Annotated in this window: 18 protein-coding genes; 10 read left to right on the top strand and 8 right to left on the bottom strand. The window is 38.7% G+C overall.

Going from position 1 to position 16,802, the window contains the following annotated elements; translation table 11 throughout:
• Nucleotides 1-25 precede the first annotated feature (25 nt).
• The 3 genes from aat to ABFX33_RS26585 are packed head-to-tail and all read left to right on the top strand — an operon-like array spanning nucleotide 26 to nucleotide 2,407.
• Nucleotides 26-682, top strand: a complete 657-nt coding sequence (gene aat / locus ABFX33_RS26595) for a leucyl/phenylalanyl-tRNA--protein transferase (RefSeq protein ID WP_346089296.1) — start codon at nucleotides 26-28, stop codon at nucleotides 680-682.
• Nucleotides 666-1,754, top strand: coding sequence for an aminotransferase class V-fold PLP-dependent enzyme (locus ABFX33_RS26590; protein ID WP_346089295.1), 1,089 nt, complete (start codon nucleotides 666-668; stop codon nucleotides 1,752-1,754). The genes aat and ABFX33_RS26590 overlap by 17 nt, the downstream gene beginning before the upstream one ends.
• Before the next feature lie 2 nt (nucleotides 1,755-1,756).
• The gene (locus tag ABFX33_RS26585; RefSeq protein WP_120261673.1) at nucleotides 1,757-2,407 is read left to right on the top strand and encodes a hypothetical protein; all 651 of its coding nucleotides are present in this window, start codon (nucleotides 1,757-1,759) and stop codon (nucleotides 2,405-2,407) included.
• Between the two features lie 35 nt (nucleotides 2,408-2,442).
• On the opposite strand, the gene ABFX33_RS26580 is transcribed toward ABFX33_RS26585, so the two are convergent.
• Complete coding sequence (locus ABFX33_RS26580) at nucleotides 2,443-2,841, bottom strand: hypothetical protein (protein ID WP_346089293.1); 399 nt, start codon at nucleotides 2,839-2,841, stop codon at nucleotides 2,443-2,445.
• A 216-nt stretch (nucleotides 2,842-3,057) separates the two neighbouring features.
• Here ABFX33_RS26580 and ABFX33_RS26575 point away from each other — a divergent pair, with 216 nt between their 5' ends.
• The 6 genes from ABFX33_RS26575 to hemL all read left to right on the top strand — a co-directional run bounded on the left by ABFX33_RS26575 (nucleotide 3,058) and on the right by hemL (nucleotide 10,215).
• A complete protein-coding gene (locus ABFX33_RS26575) occupies nucleotides 3,058-3,900 on the top strand; it encodes a flagellar basal body-associated FliL family protein (RefSeq protein WP_346089292.1) in 843 nt (280 codons plus the stop codon).
• Between the two features lie 219 nt (nucleotides 3,901-4,119).
• Nucleotides 4,120-5,361 carry a glutamyl-tRNA reductase gene (gene hemA / locus ABFX33_RS26570; protein WP_259186939.1) on the top strand — a complete coding sequence of 414 codons (1,242 nt, stop codon included), beginning with the start codon at nucleotides 4,120-4,122 and terminating at the stop codon, nucleotides 5,359-5,361.
• Between the two features lie 245 nt (nucleotides 5,362-5,606).
• Nucleotides 5,607-7,193, top strand: a complete 1,587-nt coding sequence (hemC, locus tag ABFX33_RS26565) for a hydroxymethylbilane synthase (protein WP_121124517.1) — start codon at nucleotides 5,607-5,609, stop codon at nucleotides 7,191-7,193.
• Nucleotides 7,194-7,292: 99 nt separating this feature from the next.
• Nucleotides 7,293-8,261, top strand: a complete 969-nt coding sequence (gene hemB, locus ABFX33_RS26560) for a porphobilinogen synthase (protein WP_120261678.1) — start codon at nucleotides 7,293-7,295, stop codon at nucleotides 8,259-8,261.
• 163 nt (nucleotides 8,262-8,424) lie between these two features.
• Entirely contained in the window at nucleotides 8,425-8,817 is a 393-nt protein-coding gene (locus ABFX33_RS26555; protein WP_346089289.1) for a hypothetical protein, read from the top strand.
• An 87-nt stretch (nucleotides 8,818-8,904) separates the two neighbouring features.
• On the top strand, nucleotides 8,905-10,215 hold the full coding sequence (hemL, locus tag ABFX33_RS26550) for a glutamate-1-semialdehyde 2,1-aminomutase (RefSeq protein WP_346089288.1): 1,311 nt from the start codon (nucleotides 8,905-8,907) through the stop codon (nucleotides 10,213-10,215).
• An 86-nt stretch (nucleotides 10,216-10,301) separates the two neighbouring features.
• Here the strand turns inward: hemL and ABFX33_RS26545 are convergent, their stop codons facing one another.
• From ABFX33_RS26545 to ABFX33_RS26530, 4 genes are read right to left on the bottom strand one after another with little or no spacing between them, the layout of a single operon-like run.
• Nucleotides 10,302-10,880, bottom strand: coding sequence for a DUF4252 domain-containing protein (locus tag ABFX33_RS26545; RefSeq protein ID WP_120261680.1), 579 nt, complete (start codon nucleotides 10,878-10,880; stop codon nucleotides 10,302-10,304).
• 5 nt (nucleotides 10,881-10,885) lie between these two features.
• Complete coding sequence (locus ABFX33_RS26540; protein ID WP_346089286.1) at nucleotides 10,886-11,407, bottom strand: DUF4252 domain-containing protein; 522 nt, start codon at nucleotides 11,405-11,407, stop codon at nucleotides 10,886-10,888.
• 6 nt (nucleotides 11,408-11,413) lie between these two features.
• Entirely contained in the window at nucleotides 11,414-12,100 is a 687-nt protein-coding gene (locus tag ABFX33_RS26535; protein WP_120261682.1) for a hypothetical protein, read from the bottom strand.
• A 42-nt stretch (nucleotides 12,101-12,142) separates the two neighbouring features.
• Entirely contained in the window at nucleotides 12,143-12,658 is a 516-nt protein-coding gene (locus tag ABFX33_RS26530) for an RNA polymerase sigma factor (protein ID WP_120261683.1), read from the bottom strand.
• A 381-nt stretch (nucleotides 12,659-13,039) separates the two neighbouring features.
• Between ABFX33_RS26530 and ABFX33_RS26525 the strand changes: the two genes are divergently transcribed.
• Nucleotides 13,040-13,876, top strand: coding sequence for a hypothetical protein (locus tag ABFX33_RS26525; protein ID WP_346089284.1), 837 nt, complete (start codon nucleotides 13,040-13,042; stop codon nucleotides 13,874-13,876).
• 88 nt (nucleotides 13,877-13,964) lie between these two features.
• Here the strand turns inward: ABFX33_RS26525 and ABFX33_RS26520 are convergent, their stop codons facing one another.
• The 3 genes from ABFX33_RS26520 to ABFX33_RS26510 all read right to left on the bottom strand — a co-directional run bounded on the left by ABFX33_RS26520 (nucleotide 13,965) and on the right by ABFX33_RS26510 (nucleotide 16,778).
• A complete protein-coding gene (locus ABFX33_RS26520) occupies nucleotides 13,965-15,260 on the bottom strand; it encodes a DUF3472 domain-containing protein (protein ID WP_346089282.1) in 1,296 nt (431 codons plus the stop codon).
• Between the two features lie 266 nt (nucleotides 15,261-15,526).
• On the bottom strand, nucleotides 15,527-16,258 hold the full coding sequence (locus ABFX33_RS26515; RefSeq protein ID WP_346089281.1) for an AAA family ATPase: 732 nt from the start codon (nucleotides 16,256-16,258) through the stop codon (nucleotides 15,527-15,529).
• 22 nt (nucleotides 16,259-16,280) lie between these two features.
• Entirely contained in the window at nucleotides 16,281-16,778 is a 498-nt protein-coding gene (locus tag ABFX33_RS26510) for a DUF1648 domain-containing protein (protein ID WP_346089280.1), read from the bottom strand.
• Between the last annotated feature and the right edge of the window lie 24 nt (nucleotides 16,779-16,802).

The following is a 16,802-nucleotide window of genomic DNA, read 5'->3' as shown; positions in this document are numbered from 1 at the left end:
CTTAAACTGGCTGATCTAAGAATCAATGATATTTGAACTGGATAGCAAAAAGCTTGATTTTCCACATCCGAGCTACGCCGAAAAAGATGGTCTATTGGCCATCGGAGGTGACCTTTCGGCTGAACGGCTATTATTAGCTTATAGCAATGGTATTTTTCCTTGGTTTAGTGATGATAGCCCAATATTATGGTATGCACCTGATCCACGCTTCGTCATTTATCCATCCAAGATAAAGATCAGTAAAAGTATGGCTTCCTGTATACGGAAGAATACATTTTCGATCTCCATAGACCAAAACTTCGAAGAAGTCATCAAGTCCTGTTCTTCGATCAATAGAAAGGATCAAGATGGAACATGGATCACAGAAGACATGATCAGGGCCTATACAGCGCTATATACCATGGGCTACGCCCATTCTGTTGAAGTGTCGCAAGAAGGCGTACTTGTAGGCGGGCTTTATGGCGTTCTGATCAATGGTGTATTTTGTGGTGAAAGCATGTTTTCCAAAGTACCAAATGCATCCAAAGCGGCATTGATCTATCTCGCACAGGAAATAGACCTACAATTGATTGACTGCCAATTCCATACAGCCCATTTGGAGAGCATGGGTGGTGAATACCTTCCCTTATCAGATTATTTAGCAATACTAACAAAAGACCTAAGATATGAACAGTCCCTATAGCAAACATTTCGATATCGACACAGCGATAACTTACTTGACTACACCTGGCTCAGGTCTACTTTCACGTGAAACAAAGCAATGGCGTGCGCAACGGGATCAAGAATTCCATGATTCAAACACAACACTTCGTGAACAACAGGGGGCTGCATTGGATTCCTGCCGAAATACACTTGGACAATTCTTCAATTGTCCGGGAAACAACGTGTTTCTGTCAAGCTGCTTTTCTTTTGCATTCAACGCATTGTTAGCGGGTCTACCTAAACATTATAAGGTCCTACTTTTAAACAATGATTATCCGTCGGTAAATTTCCCGACAATAATCACGGGGTTTGAACATAGCTTCGTCACTATGGACGAGCAGCTTGAGGCTAATATATTGGATGCCATAGCTACTTTTAAGCCAGATGTGCTTATTCTGTCCATTGTTCAGTATATCTCTGGCTTAAAAATAGACCTCTCTTTTATACAGGAATTAAAACATCAGCATCCTGAATTGCTAATTATTGGCGATGGCACACAATTTTTAGGAACCGATTTATTTGATTTTAATACGTCAGGCTTCGACGCCGTGTTAAGTAGCGGATATAAATGGCTTATGGCTGGATTCGGAAATGGTTTTATTCTGTTAAACGATCGGCTTAAAGAAATCCTCTATGCTGACGTACAGAAAAACTACAGTTATCTCAACAATCAATGGATGAATAAATCTGTCGTTCAACTTTGTTTTGAACCGGGGCATTTGGACACTTTAGCTCATGGAACCCTACAACAGTCTCTGATGCAGTTTGAACAATGGGGTTATGCTGAAACAGTTTCATACACACAAGATCTAGTGGCGCAAGCGCGAGTTGAACTGGCCAATAGAGGGCTACTCCTGGATAGCATTATCAATAGACGTCCACAAAGCAATATCTTCAATATACAGATTAACCCAAACAATTTTCAACTCCTGATGGATGAGGGTATAAAATGTTTTCCTCGCGGCACTGGTATCCGTGTTGGATTCCACCTCTACAATGACCATGCAGATCTTGAAAAACTATTACATATTATAGATACAAAAACAAATTAAACATGAAATTTAGAATAGGCGATTTAGTCAGGTTTGTGGATGAACCCATTGAAGGCCACATCACCTCCATGCAAGCCAACAATATTGTAGGAGTAACAGATGAAACTGGGTTCGAAATTCCTGTTCCTATGGACAAGATAACCCTCGTTTTTGGAAATATGCGGCGAGCGGATGACGAGCTTGATCAGCATGCCACGCCATTGACCCCAAACCGGTTTATAGAAAAAGGGATTTTACTGGCCATTTCCGGCGATCACAAAGATGGATTAGCCAAGTTACATATCATCAATGAGACAAGTTATGAACTCCTTGTATCGGTTTCCGAAGCTACAGCAAATAAAGTGAAAGGACTTTTTAGCAATAAAATACCACCACATGATTCCATTCAGTTCTATACAGGAAACTTTGCCAATGTGGGAAAATGGCCGACATTCCGTTTTCAAATCATTAGACATAGCAGCAGTTTGCAGGAACTGACTAATCCGATCAATAAGGAACAGCGTGTCCGTCCAGTGGACCTGACCAATCCAAAGGTGCTTCATGAAATTTTGGATGCAAAAATCTGGTCTTATGAATTGGACAAAATCGAAGAGGATTTAGGACTAGATAAATTAAAGACGCATTTTATACCGCATCGTCCAAACAAAAAATAAGCTAGATAAATTATCTAGCTTATTTTTTTGATGCCTTACTCATTTGTTGCCCCAATCTTCTTTGTGCTCAACAACAACAACAGGATCCCGATTAGGTATACTATCCAGCCCCAACGCATATGGAGTGATTTGGAAAGCAGTTTGTCCGCAAACCCCCAATCAAAATAGTTGTTGATTTTAAACCATACCGCAGAAACACTCACTAGATACCAAACTGCTGCCAACCTGGTCATCCATTGATAGGCGCGTACTGCACGAACAAAAAATAACAATGCTGTTATTCCCAAAATCAGCATAGTGATAAAAAATAAATAGGCGTCCACCTGATAAAGGTTCCAGTTACCTTTAATAGGAACTTTTAAAAATGGAGTCATACTGGACAAAAAACAAATGATAAGTCCAACAATGGCAAAATACTTCCTAATGATGACCATGGTTCAAATTACTTTAAAATTGATACGAATATAAGTTGAATATTGCCACTTATATAACTTGTCCCCAATTTTCTGAAAAATTAATCTATTTTTAAAACGAAATTCTCGTACAGAATTCCGAACAAGGAGCCATACTTCAAAAGATAACAGTAAAGCGAACAATTGAAAGGAATTCGTACCTGAAAGTTTATTTTAAATTTAAGCCGGATATTGAACATGAAAAGAGCGTTTGAAGAAACTGCAGCGGAGCAGGTAACACCGCCAAAATCAAAGAAAAATAGATATATCATTATTGGAATAGTCTTGCTATTGGCCGTACTTGCCGGTGGAGGATATTATACTTTTGTCCTGCGGCAAGACCTTGATGCCATACCTGTAGATAGTGCAGCAACAGCCGTGGACGGATTTGAGAATGCAGATCCAAAAGATCTCGAAGAGGCTGATGGCTGGAGCTCCATTGATGACTACGCCCATTGGAACAATGCCATCTTTACAATCCCTGAATATGATAATATTCCATTACGTTACCGCAGGGGTATTACAAAAATCTTTATGGGGAATAGCTACCTGGAACCTTCCGGTGATAAACCCATCTATAAATTTACCCGCATAAAGGATCGTGCAAAGTCGGTATTCTGTTACGGTAATTTTACTGATCGTCATGACGCAGATAATTGGAACAAAGAAATGGCATTTCTTGTGGAAAAAAATGACTATCAAAGCAGTGCGATCTGGATTATATCAGCAAAAGGAGATATCTTATTCTGGAAAGAATATTCCAGTGAACTTCCCTTGATCAATAGTTTTAAAAAAGGGCAGCAGATTTTTATGGATGAGATGAAATTAGTGCCCGCTCCAGCCGATGGAATTATTGTTAAAAACAAAAGTTCTAAATATGCCTTAATTTACAATAAAGGAACAAAAACTTTCGATACCTATTATCAGTATAGTGACAGTGAAATTAAAGAAGCAACCACTGCTGAAGAGGCCCCTTATATGGAGGAATTGGAAGACATAACGATAGACTCAGCACAAACAAATACAGGCAATAGTGAATAGTTTAATACCTTCGATAGACCGAAATTTTCATCACGCATCAACGTGATGAAAATCATCTAATCGAAAAATAAAATATAACACACTAAAATACAATATATTAACAATAAAAAACATCTATTTAAAATCTTTCTAAATTAATCCCTTTGACAGATTTTTGACACAAGCACAAAGCATTTAAGCTACATTTGTACCGTTAAATATAAGCGAGGGATTAGAGCTTTGAAAAATCTTAAAGTATTAGCGTTTACTCATAAACATGTCGAATTAAAAGATCTAGGTAATCTAGTGATCTGCAATGAGGATTTAGAAAGTCGCCTCATTAGCTTAAAACACAGCCTAGATATTCCGGAGATCTTTTACATTGGTACTTGTAACCGGGTAGAGTTTGTATTTTATGGAGCTCACGAATTGACCAACGAATTTATTGCGGAGTTTATGGGAAAATTGAACTTCTGTGTTCCGCAAGAGCGACTTCAATGTTATTTGGGTCAGGTCAACAAATATGAAGGAATGGATGCCTTACATCATTTACTTCGAATGTCCTGTTCACTTGAAAGCTTGGTTGTTGGAGAAAAAGAAATCTTAGCGCAGGTACGTAGAGCTTATGACCGCTGTAGAGAGGCCGGTTTTACGGGTGATTTCCTTCGTCTAATGATGGACAGATTGGTAAAGACAGCAAAAGAAGTTTATACCTATACTAAAATTTCCAGAAACCCAATTTCTGTTGTCTCCCTTGCCTACCGTAAACTACGTGAATTAAAGTTGGTTGAAAACCCGAGGATCGTCATTATCGGATCAGGGGAAACAAACCAAAACTTAGCGAAATATTTCCAAAAAAATCAAAAAGCCAAATTTGTCGTTTTTAACCGCACGCTTGAAAATGCAAAAGCATTAGCTGAGGAGTTAAACGCTGAGGCTTATCCGCTTGCTAGCATTGGCGAATACAAAGAAGGTTTTGATATTCTGATTACATGTACCGGTGCACCAACATCAATTATTGATAACACGTTGTACCAATCACTATTAAATGGTGAAACCGACAAGAAAATTATCATTGATTTAGCTGTTCCAAATGATATTGATGCCGAAGTAATCAAAAATAACCCAATTCATTACATCGAAGTCAGCAGCCTGCAAGCTATTGCGGAGAAAAATATCCAAGAACGTTATAACGAATTGGACAGTGCAGAAAAAATCATTCAAGACAATATCCAGGAATTCTTACCACTGATCAAACAGCGTCGCGTAGAGGTCGCCATGCGTGAAGTTCCTGAAAAGATTAAAGAAATCAAATCATTTGCTTTAAACGAGGTCTTTGCACAAGAAGTACAGGCATTGACACCTGAAGCAAGAGAAGTATTGGAAAAAGTCATCAACTATATGGAAAAGAAATACATCAAAGTTCCAATGGTAATGGCGAAAGAGATTTTGGTTAAAACACCTGAGACCGAGAAAAACTAATTGCAATCATATCATTGCAATCATTTCCTGACAAAATATAGCTGCTACTTTCTTAACATACGACCAACAATGGTATTCGTATGTGGCTTTCTTTTTGTCGTAGCCCTACCGCTATTCTAATTTTCGGTTTATCAATCATTTCCTTTTAGATAATGACAGTAACGTGTCAACATATTCCACCTATTTATTTATTTTTGCTTCGATAAATGGTATTAAACACATTTTAATAGGTAAAGTAAAATAACGTGAATAGAAAACTAATTATTGGCACCCGGGGAAGTGTTCTTGCAATGTGGCAGGCAAATTTTGTGAAAGACCGACTACAGGAAATCGGTATCGAAGCAGAGTTAAAAGTCATCAAAACTCAAGGTGATATTATTCAGCACCTCCGTCTGGATAAATTGGAAGGTAAAGGATTTTTCACCAAAGAGCTTGAGGAGGAACTTTTGAATGGGACCATTGATTTAGCTGTACACTCACACAAAGATTTACCTACAATCAATCCGCCGGGATTGATTATTGCGGCTGTTTCCGAACGGGAGGATCCTTCCGAATTATTGATTATCCACAAGGATTGTGTAGATATCAAGAAGCGTCTATCCCTAAAACATAATGCAACTGTCGGAACATCTTCCAACCGTAGAAAAGCACAAATATCGGCTTTGCGCCCAGACCTAGAATTCGACGATCTAAGAGGTAACCTCCAAACGAGAATGCAGAAGCTGCGGGACGAGCAATACGATGCGATTGTGCTGGCAAAAGCTGGTATCAGCCGTATCGAAATGGATATCACAGACTTTCATGTCGAAGAAATTCCACCGGTAGAAATTATCCCTGCTCCAGCACAAGGTGTCTTAGCTATTCAGATCCGTGAAGTCGATAAAGAACTCTTTACTGCATTGCAACCATTAAATAACAATGAGGTCGCTAAAACCATTGCAGTAGAACGATTGGTATTGAACAAATTTGACGCTGGATGTCATGCGCCACTCGGATGTTATTGCCGTAAAAGTGGTGATGAATATGAAGCTTGGGCTTCCATTGCCGATACAAGTGAAGACTTTCCCGACCGTGTATACTTGAGAGATACTGATCCAACCCGATTGGCTGAACGTATTTTCAGCAAGTATGCAAAAGATCGTAAGTTGCCGCAATCTGTCTTTATTTCCAGGGAGGTAGACGAAAATTCCTACTTCGCTCGTGCAATGGCCAAACATAATATCACGATCGAAGGCCGTTCATTGATCAAAATATTTCCGATCATCAATAAGTTGGATCCTTTTATCTTAAAACATGTCGATTGGATCATATTTTCAAGTAAGAACGGGATTGAGCATTTCTTCAATCTGGAGCCGCGGTTAAGTAAAAAGACCAAAATTGGCGTTATCGGCCGTGGTTCGGAAGAAATATTACGTAAGTACGATCGCGTAGCGGATTTTTCCGGTGACAGCGAAGGTATTAATATGGATGAAATCGCCAAGAAATTTGCCGAATTGGCAAATGGAGGAACGGTACTTATCCCGCGTGCAAAGGAATCGCTTGAGACTATTCAGAAAGCATTAAGTCCAGAAACTAAAATCATTAATATCCCAGTCTATGAGACTGTATTGGAAGAGGACGTCGATCCATCCAATGCAGAAGTACTGGTATTTACAAGCCCTAGTAATGTAGAAGCTTATTTTGCGGACAATCTTTTAGAACCGGGACAAAAAGTCATCTGCATCGGTCGTTCGACCGGAGCCAAGTTTGATGAGATGAATGTTCCTTATACACTTCCCTATTCACCAGACGAGATCGGTCTCTCAGAGGCTGTTTTTGGCTTAGAATATTAAATAGTATTGCGCAATTAGTATTGAGTAGTTGGCAAACGCATTTACTGCCTTTGCAATTGAACAACACTGGATCACTAGATAATAAATAAATTAAATATAATGTTACAACGTCCGAGAAGAAATCGTAAATCTGCCGTGATTCGCGACATGATTCAAGAGACACGTTTAGACGCGTCGAATTTGATTTTTCCACTTTTTATTGTAGATGGCCAAAATCAAAAAACCGAGGTTAAATCTATGCCGGGTATCTACCGCTATTCAATAGATAATTTATTGAAAGAAGTGGAAAGCTGCCTCAAATTAGGCTTACGTTCATTTGACCTATTTCCCAATATCGAAGAATCATTGAAGGACAAATATGCGACGGAGAGTTACCGCGATGGAAGTTTGTATTTACGCGCCATTGCAGCGGTAAAGAAAAATTTCCCTGAAGCCTGTATTGTTACCGATGTAGCGATGGATCCTTACAGCAGCGATGGTCATGATGGAATTGTCGAAAATGGCGAGATCCTAAACGACGAAACATTGGAAGTATTGGGCAAGATGGCACTCGCACACGCGCAGTCCGGTGCAGATATTATCGCACCATCAGATATGATGGACGGACGCATCGGGTATATTCGTGAACTATTGGATCATAATGGTTTCACAAACGTGTCTTTAATGTCCTATACGGCGAAGTATGCATCAGCATATTATGGTCCTTTCAGAGATGCTTTGGGTTCTGCTCCTAAACACGGGGATAAGAAAACGTATCAGATGAACCCTGCAAATGCAAAGGAAGCACTTATCGAGGCCCAGTTAGACGCGCAAGAAGGTGCAGATTTTCTAATGGTTAAACCGGGGCTTCCATATTTAGATATTGTGAAACTTCTCGCTGATAATTTTGATCTCCCAATCGCGGTGTATAATGTCAGTGGTGAATATGCTATGTTAAAAGCTGCCATTCAAAATGGTTGGCTGGATGAACGTGTGATCTTGGAAACGTTATTAAGTTTCAGACGTGCGGGCGCAACAGCAATTTTATCCTACCACGCCAAAGAAGTTCTGGAAAAAGGTTTTATTTAGGCAAATAAGATCAGGTTTTCGCGCTAAAAACAGCGAATTGCTCAAAGACAAAAGTAAATATTAAAAAGGTTCGAAATTAAATTTTCGAACCTTTTTTGGGGCCACTACTTTTAAACTATTTGACCCCAACATAGTCAAACGAATTATTATAAACATCCATATTATGTTAAAAAGTATTCTTATTAGCAGTTTTTTACTGTCGGGTTCTGCTGCCCATGAGCATCCTATTTACTCACTTCTGGAAGGTGTATGGATCGCCGAGGACGCAAAATTAAAATCGGTAGCATTTAATAAAAATGGTGATGCTTTCTTTACGTTTACAAACTCAAAAGCAGGAAGTCTTAATACCTCAGTACACCAGAAAATCGATAGCCTCATGCTATTAAACCAACAGAAATTTAGTGGTTACCTATTTAGTCCCAATCTATTTGGAAAATACAACGACAACAAAACTCCATTTGAGATTCAAATAAACTCAACAAACGAGATCACTTTATTTATCAATAAACAAGAAATACTATTGCGAAAAAAAGAGGATACCCCAACCTTTAAATAAGGAATATCACTGAATTCTTGATTCCTTACGTTTCCATGAGACTTATCTTGGCAAAAAAAGATAACTTCGCATTCAAATATAATGACTATGCAAGCACCTGATATTTCAAGAGCAAAATCTGCTGAATTATTTGAAAAAGCAAAACAATATTTCCCCGGCGGTGTGAATTCTCCGGTTCGGGCTTTTAAATCTGTATTTGGTACCCCATTATTTATAGAACGAGGTGACAAAGCACGTCTTTGGGATGCCGACGGCAATGAGTTCATCGATTTCTGCTGTTCGTGGGGTCCTTTGATTTTGGGACACAATAACGATCAAGTTCGCGAGGCCGTTGCCGCACAATTAGGTAAAGGGTTGAGTTTTGGCGCACCTACTGCTCTGGAAAATCAACTTGCCGAATTGATTATTGAAAAAAATAAGTATATCGAAAAAATCCGCTTCGTCAGTTCAGGAACCGAGGCTGTGATGTCTGCAATCCGCTTGGCAAGAGGATATACCAAACGCGATAAGATTATCAAATTTGACGGATGTTACCATGGTCATTCGGATTCGCTTTTAGTGAAGGCTGGTTCTGGATTGGTTACTTTCGGAGAAACTTCTTCGGCAGGCGTTCCCAAAGCTTTTGCAGAGGAAACAATCGTCATCGAGTTAAATGACAAAGACGCGCTGAGAGCTGCTTTTACAGAATTTAAAGATCAAATTGCTGCAGTAATCATTGAAGGTATTCCAGCCAACAATGGTCTATTAATGCAATCCAAGGAATACATGCATTTCCTACGTGATATCACAAAAGAAAATGGGAGTATGCTAATCATGGATGAGGTAATCACCGGATTCCGGATCGGTTTTGAAGGGGCTTCTGCATACTACGAAATCCAGCCAGATATTATCACCTATGGCAAGATTATAGGCGGTGGTATGCCAGTGGGAGCCTATGGAGCATCCAAAGAGCTTATGGCATGTATATCACCTGACGGTGCCGTTTATCAAGCTGGTACCTTGTCAGGGAACCCTGTAGCCATGGCGGCAGGTATTGCAGCCTTGACTATTTTGGCGCAAGATGATTTCTACACAAACTTAAATGCGAAAACCGCGGCATTCGTTCAGGATCTTCGTGATTATATCGCTGAAAAAGGCTATCAAGTACAGTTATTCCATGTTGCCTCTATTTTCTGGTTTGCATTTACAGAGCAAGAAGATATCAAGAAAGCAAGTGAAATTGATCACGCTTCCATGGAATCATACAAAATCATGCACCGTGAACTCCTGAATAGAGGGGTTTATTTCGGTCCTTCGGGCTATGAAGTTGGTTTTGTTTCCGCTGCACATACCGACGCGGATTTAAATACCGCCAAGAAGCATATTTTCGATGCCTTGGACATCGTCTTTCATTCATAAAAGGAAAGTATAATAAACGATGCCCCAAAAACTATTTTAGTTCTTGGGGCATTTATATGCTGTTTAATCAAGAATCGCTGTCTGAGCTAAAGCTCCTGTTGAACTACAGTATGGGTATCAGCCAATTTAGTGGCGAGTTTTTTATCCTTCGATTTTATCTTATTCAATCCCTGAACAAGCTCATCCAGTGAAAACTTACCTTTTATATCCATAAATACACTTTCATCTCCTTCATCATGGACCAATAGCGAAACCCGGCTGATCACATTATCTTTATCAATGCGCGCATTAATCGAGATCTCCTCCCCTTCACTGTTGATCACCAGTAGTTCCTCAAATTTGTTCTTCTTTAAAAACTTATGGTAATCTTCCAATATCAACATATTCTTTTCACGATCATTGTTTGATAATGTCATCATCCTGAATTTTTTCAACTTTTTGACGATGCCCGCCATGACCTGTGCATCCTCGTCGTTCTCATCCTGCAATGCCTTTTTGATAAATGGTTTTGTCAACCACATCGGCAAATTAATGGCAACGATCTCTGCATTATTCGAAACATTGGATCCCCTGACGAAATCCATGTTGGAGCCTTTTTTGATGATGCAGGATTGCAATGAAAATAGCACTCCAATTAGGCATAACAATGTTAGTAATCTTTTCATAATATCTACTTTTTATTGTTATTCTGTTTGTCCTTATTCACTTTGTTGTTTCCCTCATTAACCAAGTTAGTCACGTCTTTCAAAGGTATTGCCCCATCAAGAATCATAAATAAATTTTGTCCATCTCCATTTATTGTAAGCAACAAATTGTTTAGGATATCTGCATTCGCAGACATATTCTCCACCATGAATCGAATATCTTGACCTTCACTGTTGAGCGACATAAGTTCCTCATATTTTAAATTTGAAACCGCACCACGAATGATACCTGTCAAGTCCTTATCTTCACCATCTTCTACAATCAACATACGTAAAGATTTAACATTCTTGAGTAGTGGCGTAATCGTTTCCATATCCTCATCATCAATTTTTAAATTCCCCAACAATTTGAACATAGGGGCGCCAATTTTAAGCGTCGTTACTCCTTTTTTCCCTTGATATTGCTCGAAAAGTTTATCTAACTTGGAAATCTGTGCGTTTGCCATACTTGCTACAAGTAATAGGCAAGCTATTAATAATCCTTTCATACTATTTTAGTTAATCGATATTGACATTTGTTTTATATTCATTGCTTTATCTACTCCATTTTCCAGATTATTTGCCAATAATCCCAATGAACGGAGCGTCAGTTCTACAGCCTCCTCTTCGTTGGCAACAGGTTTACCGTTCAATACAACATAATCCGCTTGATAGCCTTCCTCCATTTGTTGTAAAGATTGAATAACCTTCTTCTTTTTCGCCATTATTCTATTTGATCGTACACGCTGATTGGAACGCGTCGAAGTATTTGCCGTGAGCATTGCACTTCGTTTCCTGTCTCTGCTTGCCACCGTCTCCACATCCGAATGAACTGTTGCTTCACTGTTCTCCGTCACCACCTTCGTCGACGGTCTTTGAGGCTCTTTCAGTTCTTTATTAGCAAGTACCGACGGCTGTGTTGCTGGCTCTTGATTCAGATAAAAGGTTAATCCCATAACCGCCAGGAGAATTGCCGCAGCTGCATATTTTATCCAGATATTGTCTCGCCATCGGATGATTTTCTGATCTGCTTTGACTTGATTTTCAAAATCCTCAAACGACCAATCCATTTTCACATCCTTTTCCTGATCCAATAGCTGAAAGAACAGTTCATCCGATTTTTTCAGTTCCCTTTCTTCCTCCGATGACGACTTGCCATCAAAGTATTTATCTTTCAATTCCTCTAATCTTCTGTTTTTCATCATTACAAATTTGAGTATCACTATTAATGATAGCTATTGGATCTATTTTTTATTTGAATAAATCCGGGAGCTTTCATAATCAAATAATTTTGTCAACTGTTCCTTTACTTTCTGTCTGGCCCGCATTAGATTAACTCTAACAGCAGACTCCCCCATTTCCAGCACTTCACCGATCTCCTCTATATCATAATCCTCCACATCGCGTAGGTGCATTACAAGACGCTGCTTCTCAGGCAGCGAGTTGATCATCTCTAAAATTATTTCTTTCGTATTTCCAACAGCATTTTCTGTTGTTGAAATAATCTGATGGTGTTCGGCAAAATCTGTACGGACTTTATCTCTTTTTATCCGATTTAGTGCTTCATTTTTAACACTCTGCATGCAAAATGCCTCCAAATTCTTATATTGATACAATTTATCTTTCCCCTGCCATAGACGCATCATCACATTTTGAACCGCATCAAACGCCTCATCCTCATCAACCAAGATCCGTTTCGCAAAGCGAAATAGCTTATCCTTATGGACGAAAACGGTATTCTTAAATTGCTCTTGGTTCATTTTAGTATTTAGTATTGAGATGTTAGATTTGAGATTTTGATCGTACAAACCTTCAGCTTACCTAATTTTTCTTTATTCGTTATAAATACAAGCTATATCATTTCCTTTACCATTTTTGCATTCTATATAAGCAAGACATCTCAAGCTTTCTATTTATTACATCTAATATGAATAATTTTTTTAAAATATTTATTTGTTCAAATAATAGGTTCTAATTGTTCTGGACTGTTAGGTGCTTTCAAGAACTATTAAACAAGTTTTATTGCAACTGAATATAACATATGCCTACAATCAAAACCTTGTTTTACCATTACTACAAACAAAAGATCCCGTACTATTGTTATTTAAGATGCTGAGTGTTAAAAATTTAAACAAAAGATCATGAAATACTACAGAATTACCGGCATTACCGCCGCATTAACTTTATTAATCGGAGCTATTGGATGTAATAATTCAACCAAAAAGGGCTCCGACCATACAGATTCAATGGGTGGTCCCGATACAAGTATTGCACAGAAAATGGATTCTATTTCCGTTAGTCCAATTGCAGATTCAAAACAATTTCCAGGAGCGAGTCTAGGAATCTCTTCCATAAGCGCTGAAAAAGTAGGTACAGACTCCGCAAAAGTTACCGTGAAATATAATGTTAGCAACTTTAAGCTTACTGAAATGACAACGGACGAGCATGCAGCTCACATGGCAAACTCACATGATGGACAGCACATCCATTTTATTTTGGACAATAAACCATATACTGCATTATATAAACCGGAACACAGTGTCACTTTAGCTTTAAATTCAGAGCATTATCTCCTATCGTTTTTGTCGCGGTCTTATCACGAATCCATTAAAACAGCTGAGGCCTCAAAATTGATTAAATTCAAGATAGATGCAACGGGTAAATTGACACAGGAGCCGACACCTAAAGAAGCATCCTTATTCTATTCTCGTCCAAAAGGAGAATACAAAGGTGATGAAACCAAAAATGTCCTTTTAGATTTCTATCTGGTCAACACAAGTATTGCTCCGGACGGTAACAAGATTAACGCGGATATTAACGGTCAAACTTTTACTTTGGACAAATGGGGTCCCTATGAGATTAAGGGCTTACCTATGGGGAATAACAAAGTAAAATTAACCTTGGTAGATAAAGAGGGAAATGCCGTTACCGGCGATAATGTATCGGTAGAACGAGATATTAAACTCTCCGAAAAATAGTCATTTAAAAGTAAGCGCCTGATATTAAAATATCAGGCGCTTACTTTTTGTAACAGTACATTAGTGGATCATTGTATTACCATCTTAGCTACGGTAATTTCTCAAAATCAATTTTCGGTGCAGTATTTTTATTGACAAGGTCAAACTTGCTGCCCGGTTTAACAATCTCATTAAAGAAGCCTCCATTCCTTAAAAAGTAGCCATTTTTTGTTGTTCCCCCCATAGCATCAATACGTTGATGAGCACGGTAGGTATTATCAACACTAAATGAAGCGGATTGAACAGGGCGCCATTGACCGTCATAAACCCATTGATTTTTAAATTCCACCTGTCTTCCTAGATATCCCTGATTCGGACTAAAATTCTCTAGGAAACTATGAAATCTTTTTAAATATGTATTTGTTTGCGGACGTTTGAAACTGGCGATTACATTCCATGCATTTTCCTCAGGTACAAAAAACCAGGCAGTATAGTCTGTATTTCCTTTTCCATCTGGGACACCCTTCAACAAGAATTTATAGGTTTCACCCGCTTTCCAGAAATATTTACGGTAACTCTGCCCACCGGATCCCTCGTTGCCAAATTCTCCTGTATGCACGTCTTTTCCTTTCTTCAATAAATGGATTTTTTGATCTTCTGGGATACTTTTCGGATCATCCGTATGGAAGGGGCTCCAAACCGAAAAAAGAATACGTCGTTCGGTCTCCGAGTTCACCTGTATCCCGAAGTAGCCCTCTCCAAAACCATTGGCCATAAAATATGAACCGATTTTATCTTCTCCTTTTGGTACAGTTACCTCATTGTAATAATAGCTGACATTCCCTTCACTCGGTATCGTATAATTTAAGTGACAGGAAGGACCACGACGTGACCAATAGTAATAATCAGGATCATTTGAGTAGGTAAGACCTTCAGATGCAGCCTCTCCACTAACGATTAATTCCGTTACATCAGCAAAGGTATCACCCGACTTACTTAATCCTTTTAAATTCACCTGCACGTAGCCAGGTGTTTTGACATCAATAGACAAGGCCGCTGTTTCGGATAGCTCAGTCCCTTTGATATCTAAGGAGCTCTTTTTTCCTAGGGCAGAAATCTCTATTTTAGAGGAATTCCCAGCATCAGCTTTTGCTTTGAGCTTCAATTCAAGGTTTCCGGTTTTCTCTGTTCTGAAATATACCGATGCAATGCTTTGATCACTCGACCACTTCACCAATCCATTGCGCCCTGAAATTTCCGCACCACCATCTTGTCCGGTAGTAATAAAAGCATTGCCCGCGAGCGGAACGGAATAAACTTTCGTAGAGGTCTGCGCATTAACACCTAATGAAAGGCAAGATAAGGCACCTATGAAGAGGTGCTTGATAAAGAATTTTCTTTTCATCTGTTTAATTTTTTTTTCATCTTTTGTCGTTTGGCTTGGCTACTTATGTCGCCTAAGCCGCCAAGGTTTTATAGCAGTTGAAGGATATCAATCCAACTTATTTTCGAACATAAACCGTCCTATATCAATTACATTGATATAAGCGTGAATTTATATTGGTTCCTGAAAAATGTATTACTTTTATGAAGATAAAACTTAGATTGTGATGAAAAGAAACCAAATGTACATCAATCGATTGTGTAAAAAAAACAGTAATAAATCAATGCCTATTCATGTAAGCCGAGTTCGGCAACCATCTTCTGATAATTATTCAGAAAATACTTATAGAGTTTAAACTGTTCTGTTTCTTCATATTCCACCTGTTGCAAGCCGAATTCAGACACGGTATAAATCTCTGCATCTGGATAAGCCAGCAAAATTGGCGAATGGGTAGCAATAATAAATTGAGACTTATTGTTGACCAATTGATTCATTCTCGTTAGTAGCCGAAATTGGCTATTGATGGAAAGTGCTGATTCAGGCTCGTCAAGTAGATACAGTCCACGTCCTGAAAAGCGTTTGTGCATTAAATTAAGAAAACTCTCCCCATGAGAGCATTCATGCAATGAGCCTCCATAATTTGTCTCAAGAGCTCCCAGATCATCTTCAAATATATCATCAACCTCTGTCGCTACATTATAAAAGCTCTCGGCTCGTAAGAAAAACCCATCATTTTCACGAAAAGCTGTTCTTATGACCTGCAGGTCATTAAAAAGTTCGGAATGGGAGTCTTTCGTATGGAAATTAAAGTTTTTAGTTCCTCCTTCGGGATTGAAACCAGCATTAATGGCAATAGCTTCCACCAAGGTGGACTTACCCGAACCATTCTCGCCAATGATAAAGGTTACGGGGGATCTAAAACGCAATTCATTCAAATTCAATATTGAAGCAATATTAAATGGATAAGCTATTCGATCCTCGATTGGTTTTGTATTTCTTATGGAATGAATATAGTGCATAGCAAGTGATCGTAATGAAATACTAAGCTTTCCGAAATGCCTGTACAACGTAATAGATCAGAGGAAAAAAAATAAATCCCAGTGTCAACGGCAGAAACCATTCGCCCAACCCCTCTGAAGTTCCTGCTGAATTTGGAATAGCCTTGAAAGTGATTACACCAAAAATAACTACAACAATAAATTTCAAATACCGTATCATAGACCTTGCGTTCGCATATTGCCGGAAGGCATTTTCTTCAGTTATCCGAACCGGATAGTTAAAAATATGTGGAAATCGATTTAGGATAGTCATCCCTATAAATAGTATTGTGGCAATAATTGGTAAAGCAAAAATAGTTTCTTTCCCACCAAAATTATCCGCATTTCCTGCAGTATTATAATGCACGGGAATAGTTTCGGGGAGTTTATAATAATTTATAGCAACCAGATACCATAACGTGAATAAGGACAGGTAACCAATTAATTCCAATATGATATCGCCGAGCGTCGGTATGAGTTTTATACGTGGTCTTTTTTCCATTTTGAAATTGGTTATCGCTACATT

The sequence above is a fragment of the Sphingobacterium ginsenosidimutans genome (assembly GCF_039536865.1).
In the GTDB taxonomy this organism is placed as follows: Bacteria; Bacteroidota; Bacteroidia; order Sphingobacteriales; family Sphingobacteriaceae; genus Sphingobacterium; species Sphingobacterium detergens.
This window is presented reverse-complemented; position numbering and strand designations above follow the sequence as displayed.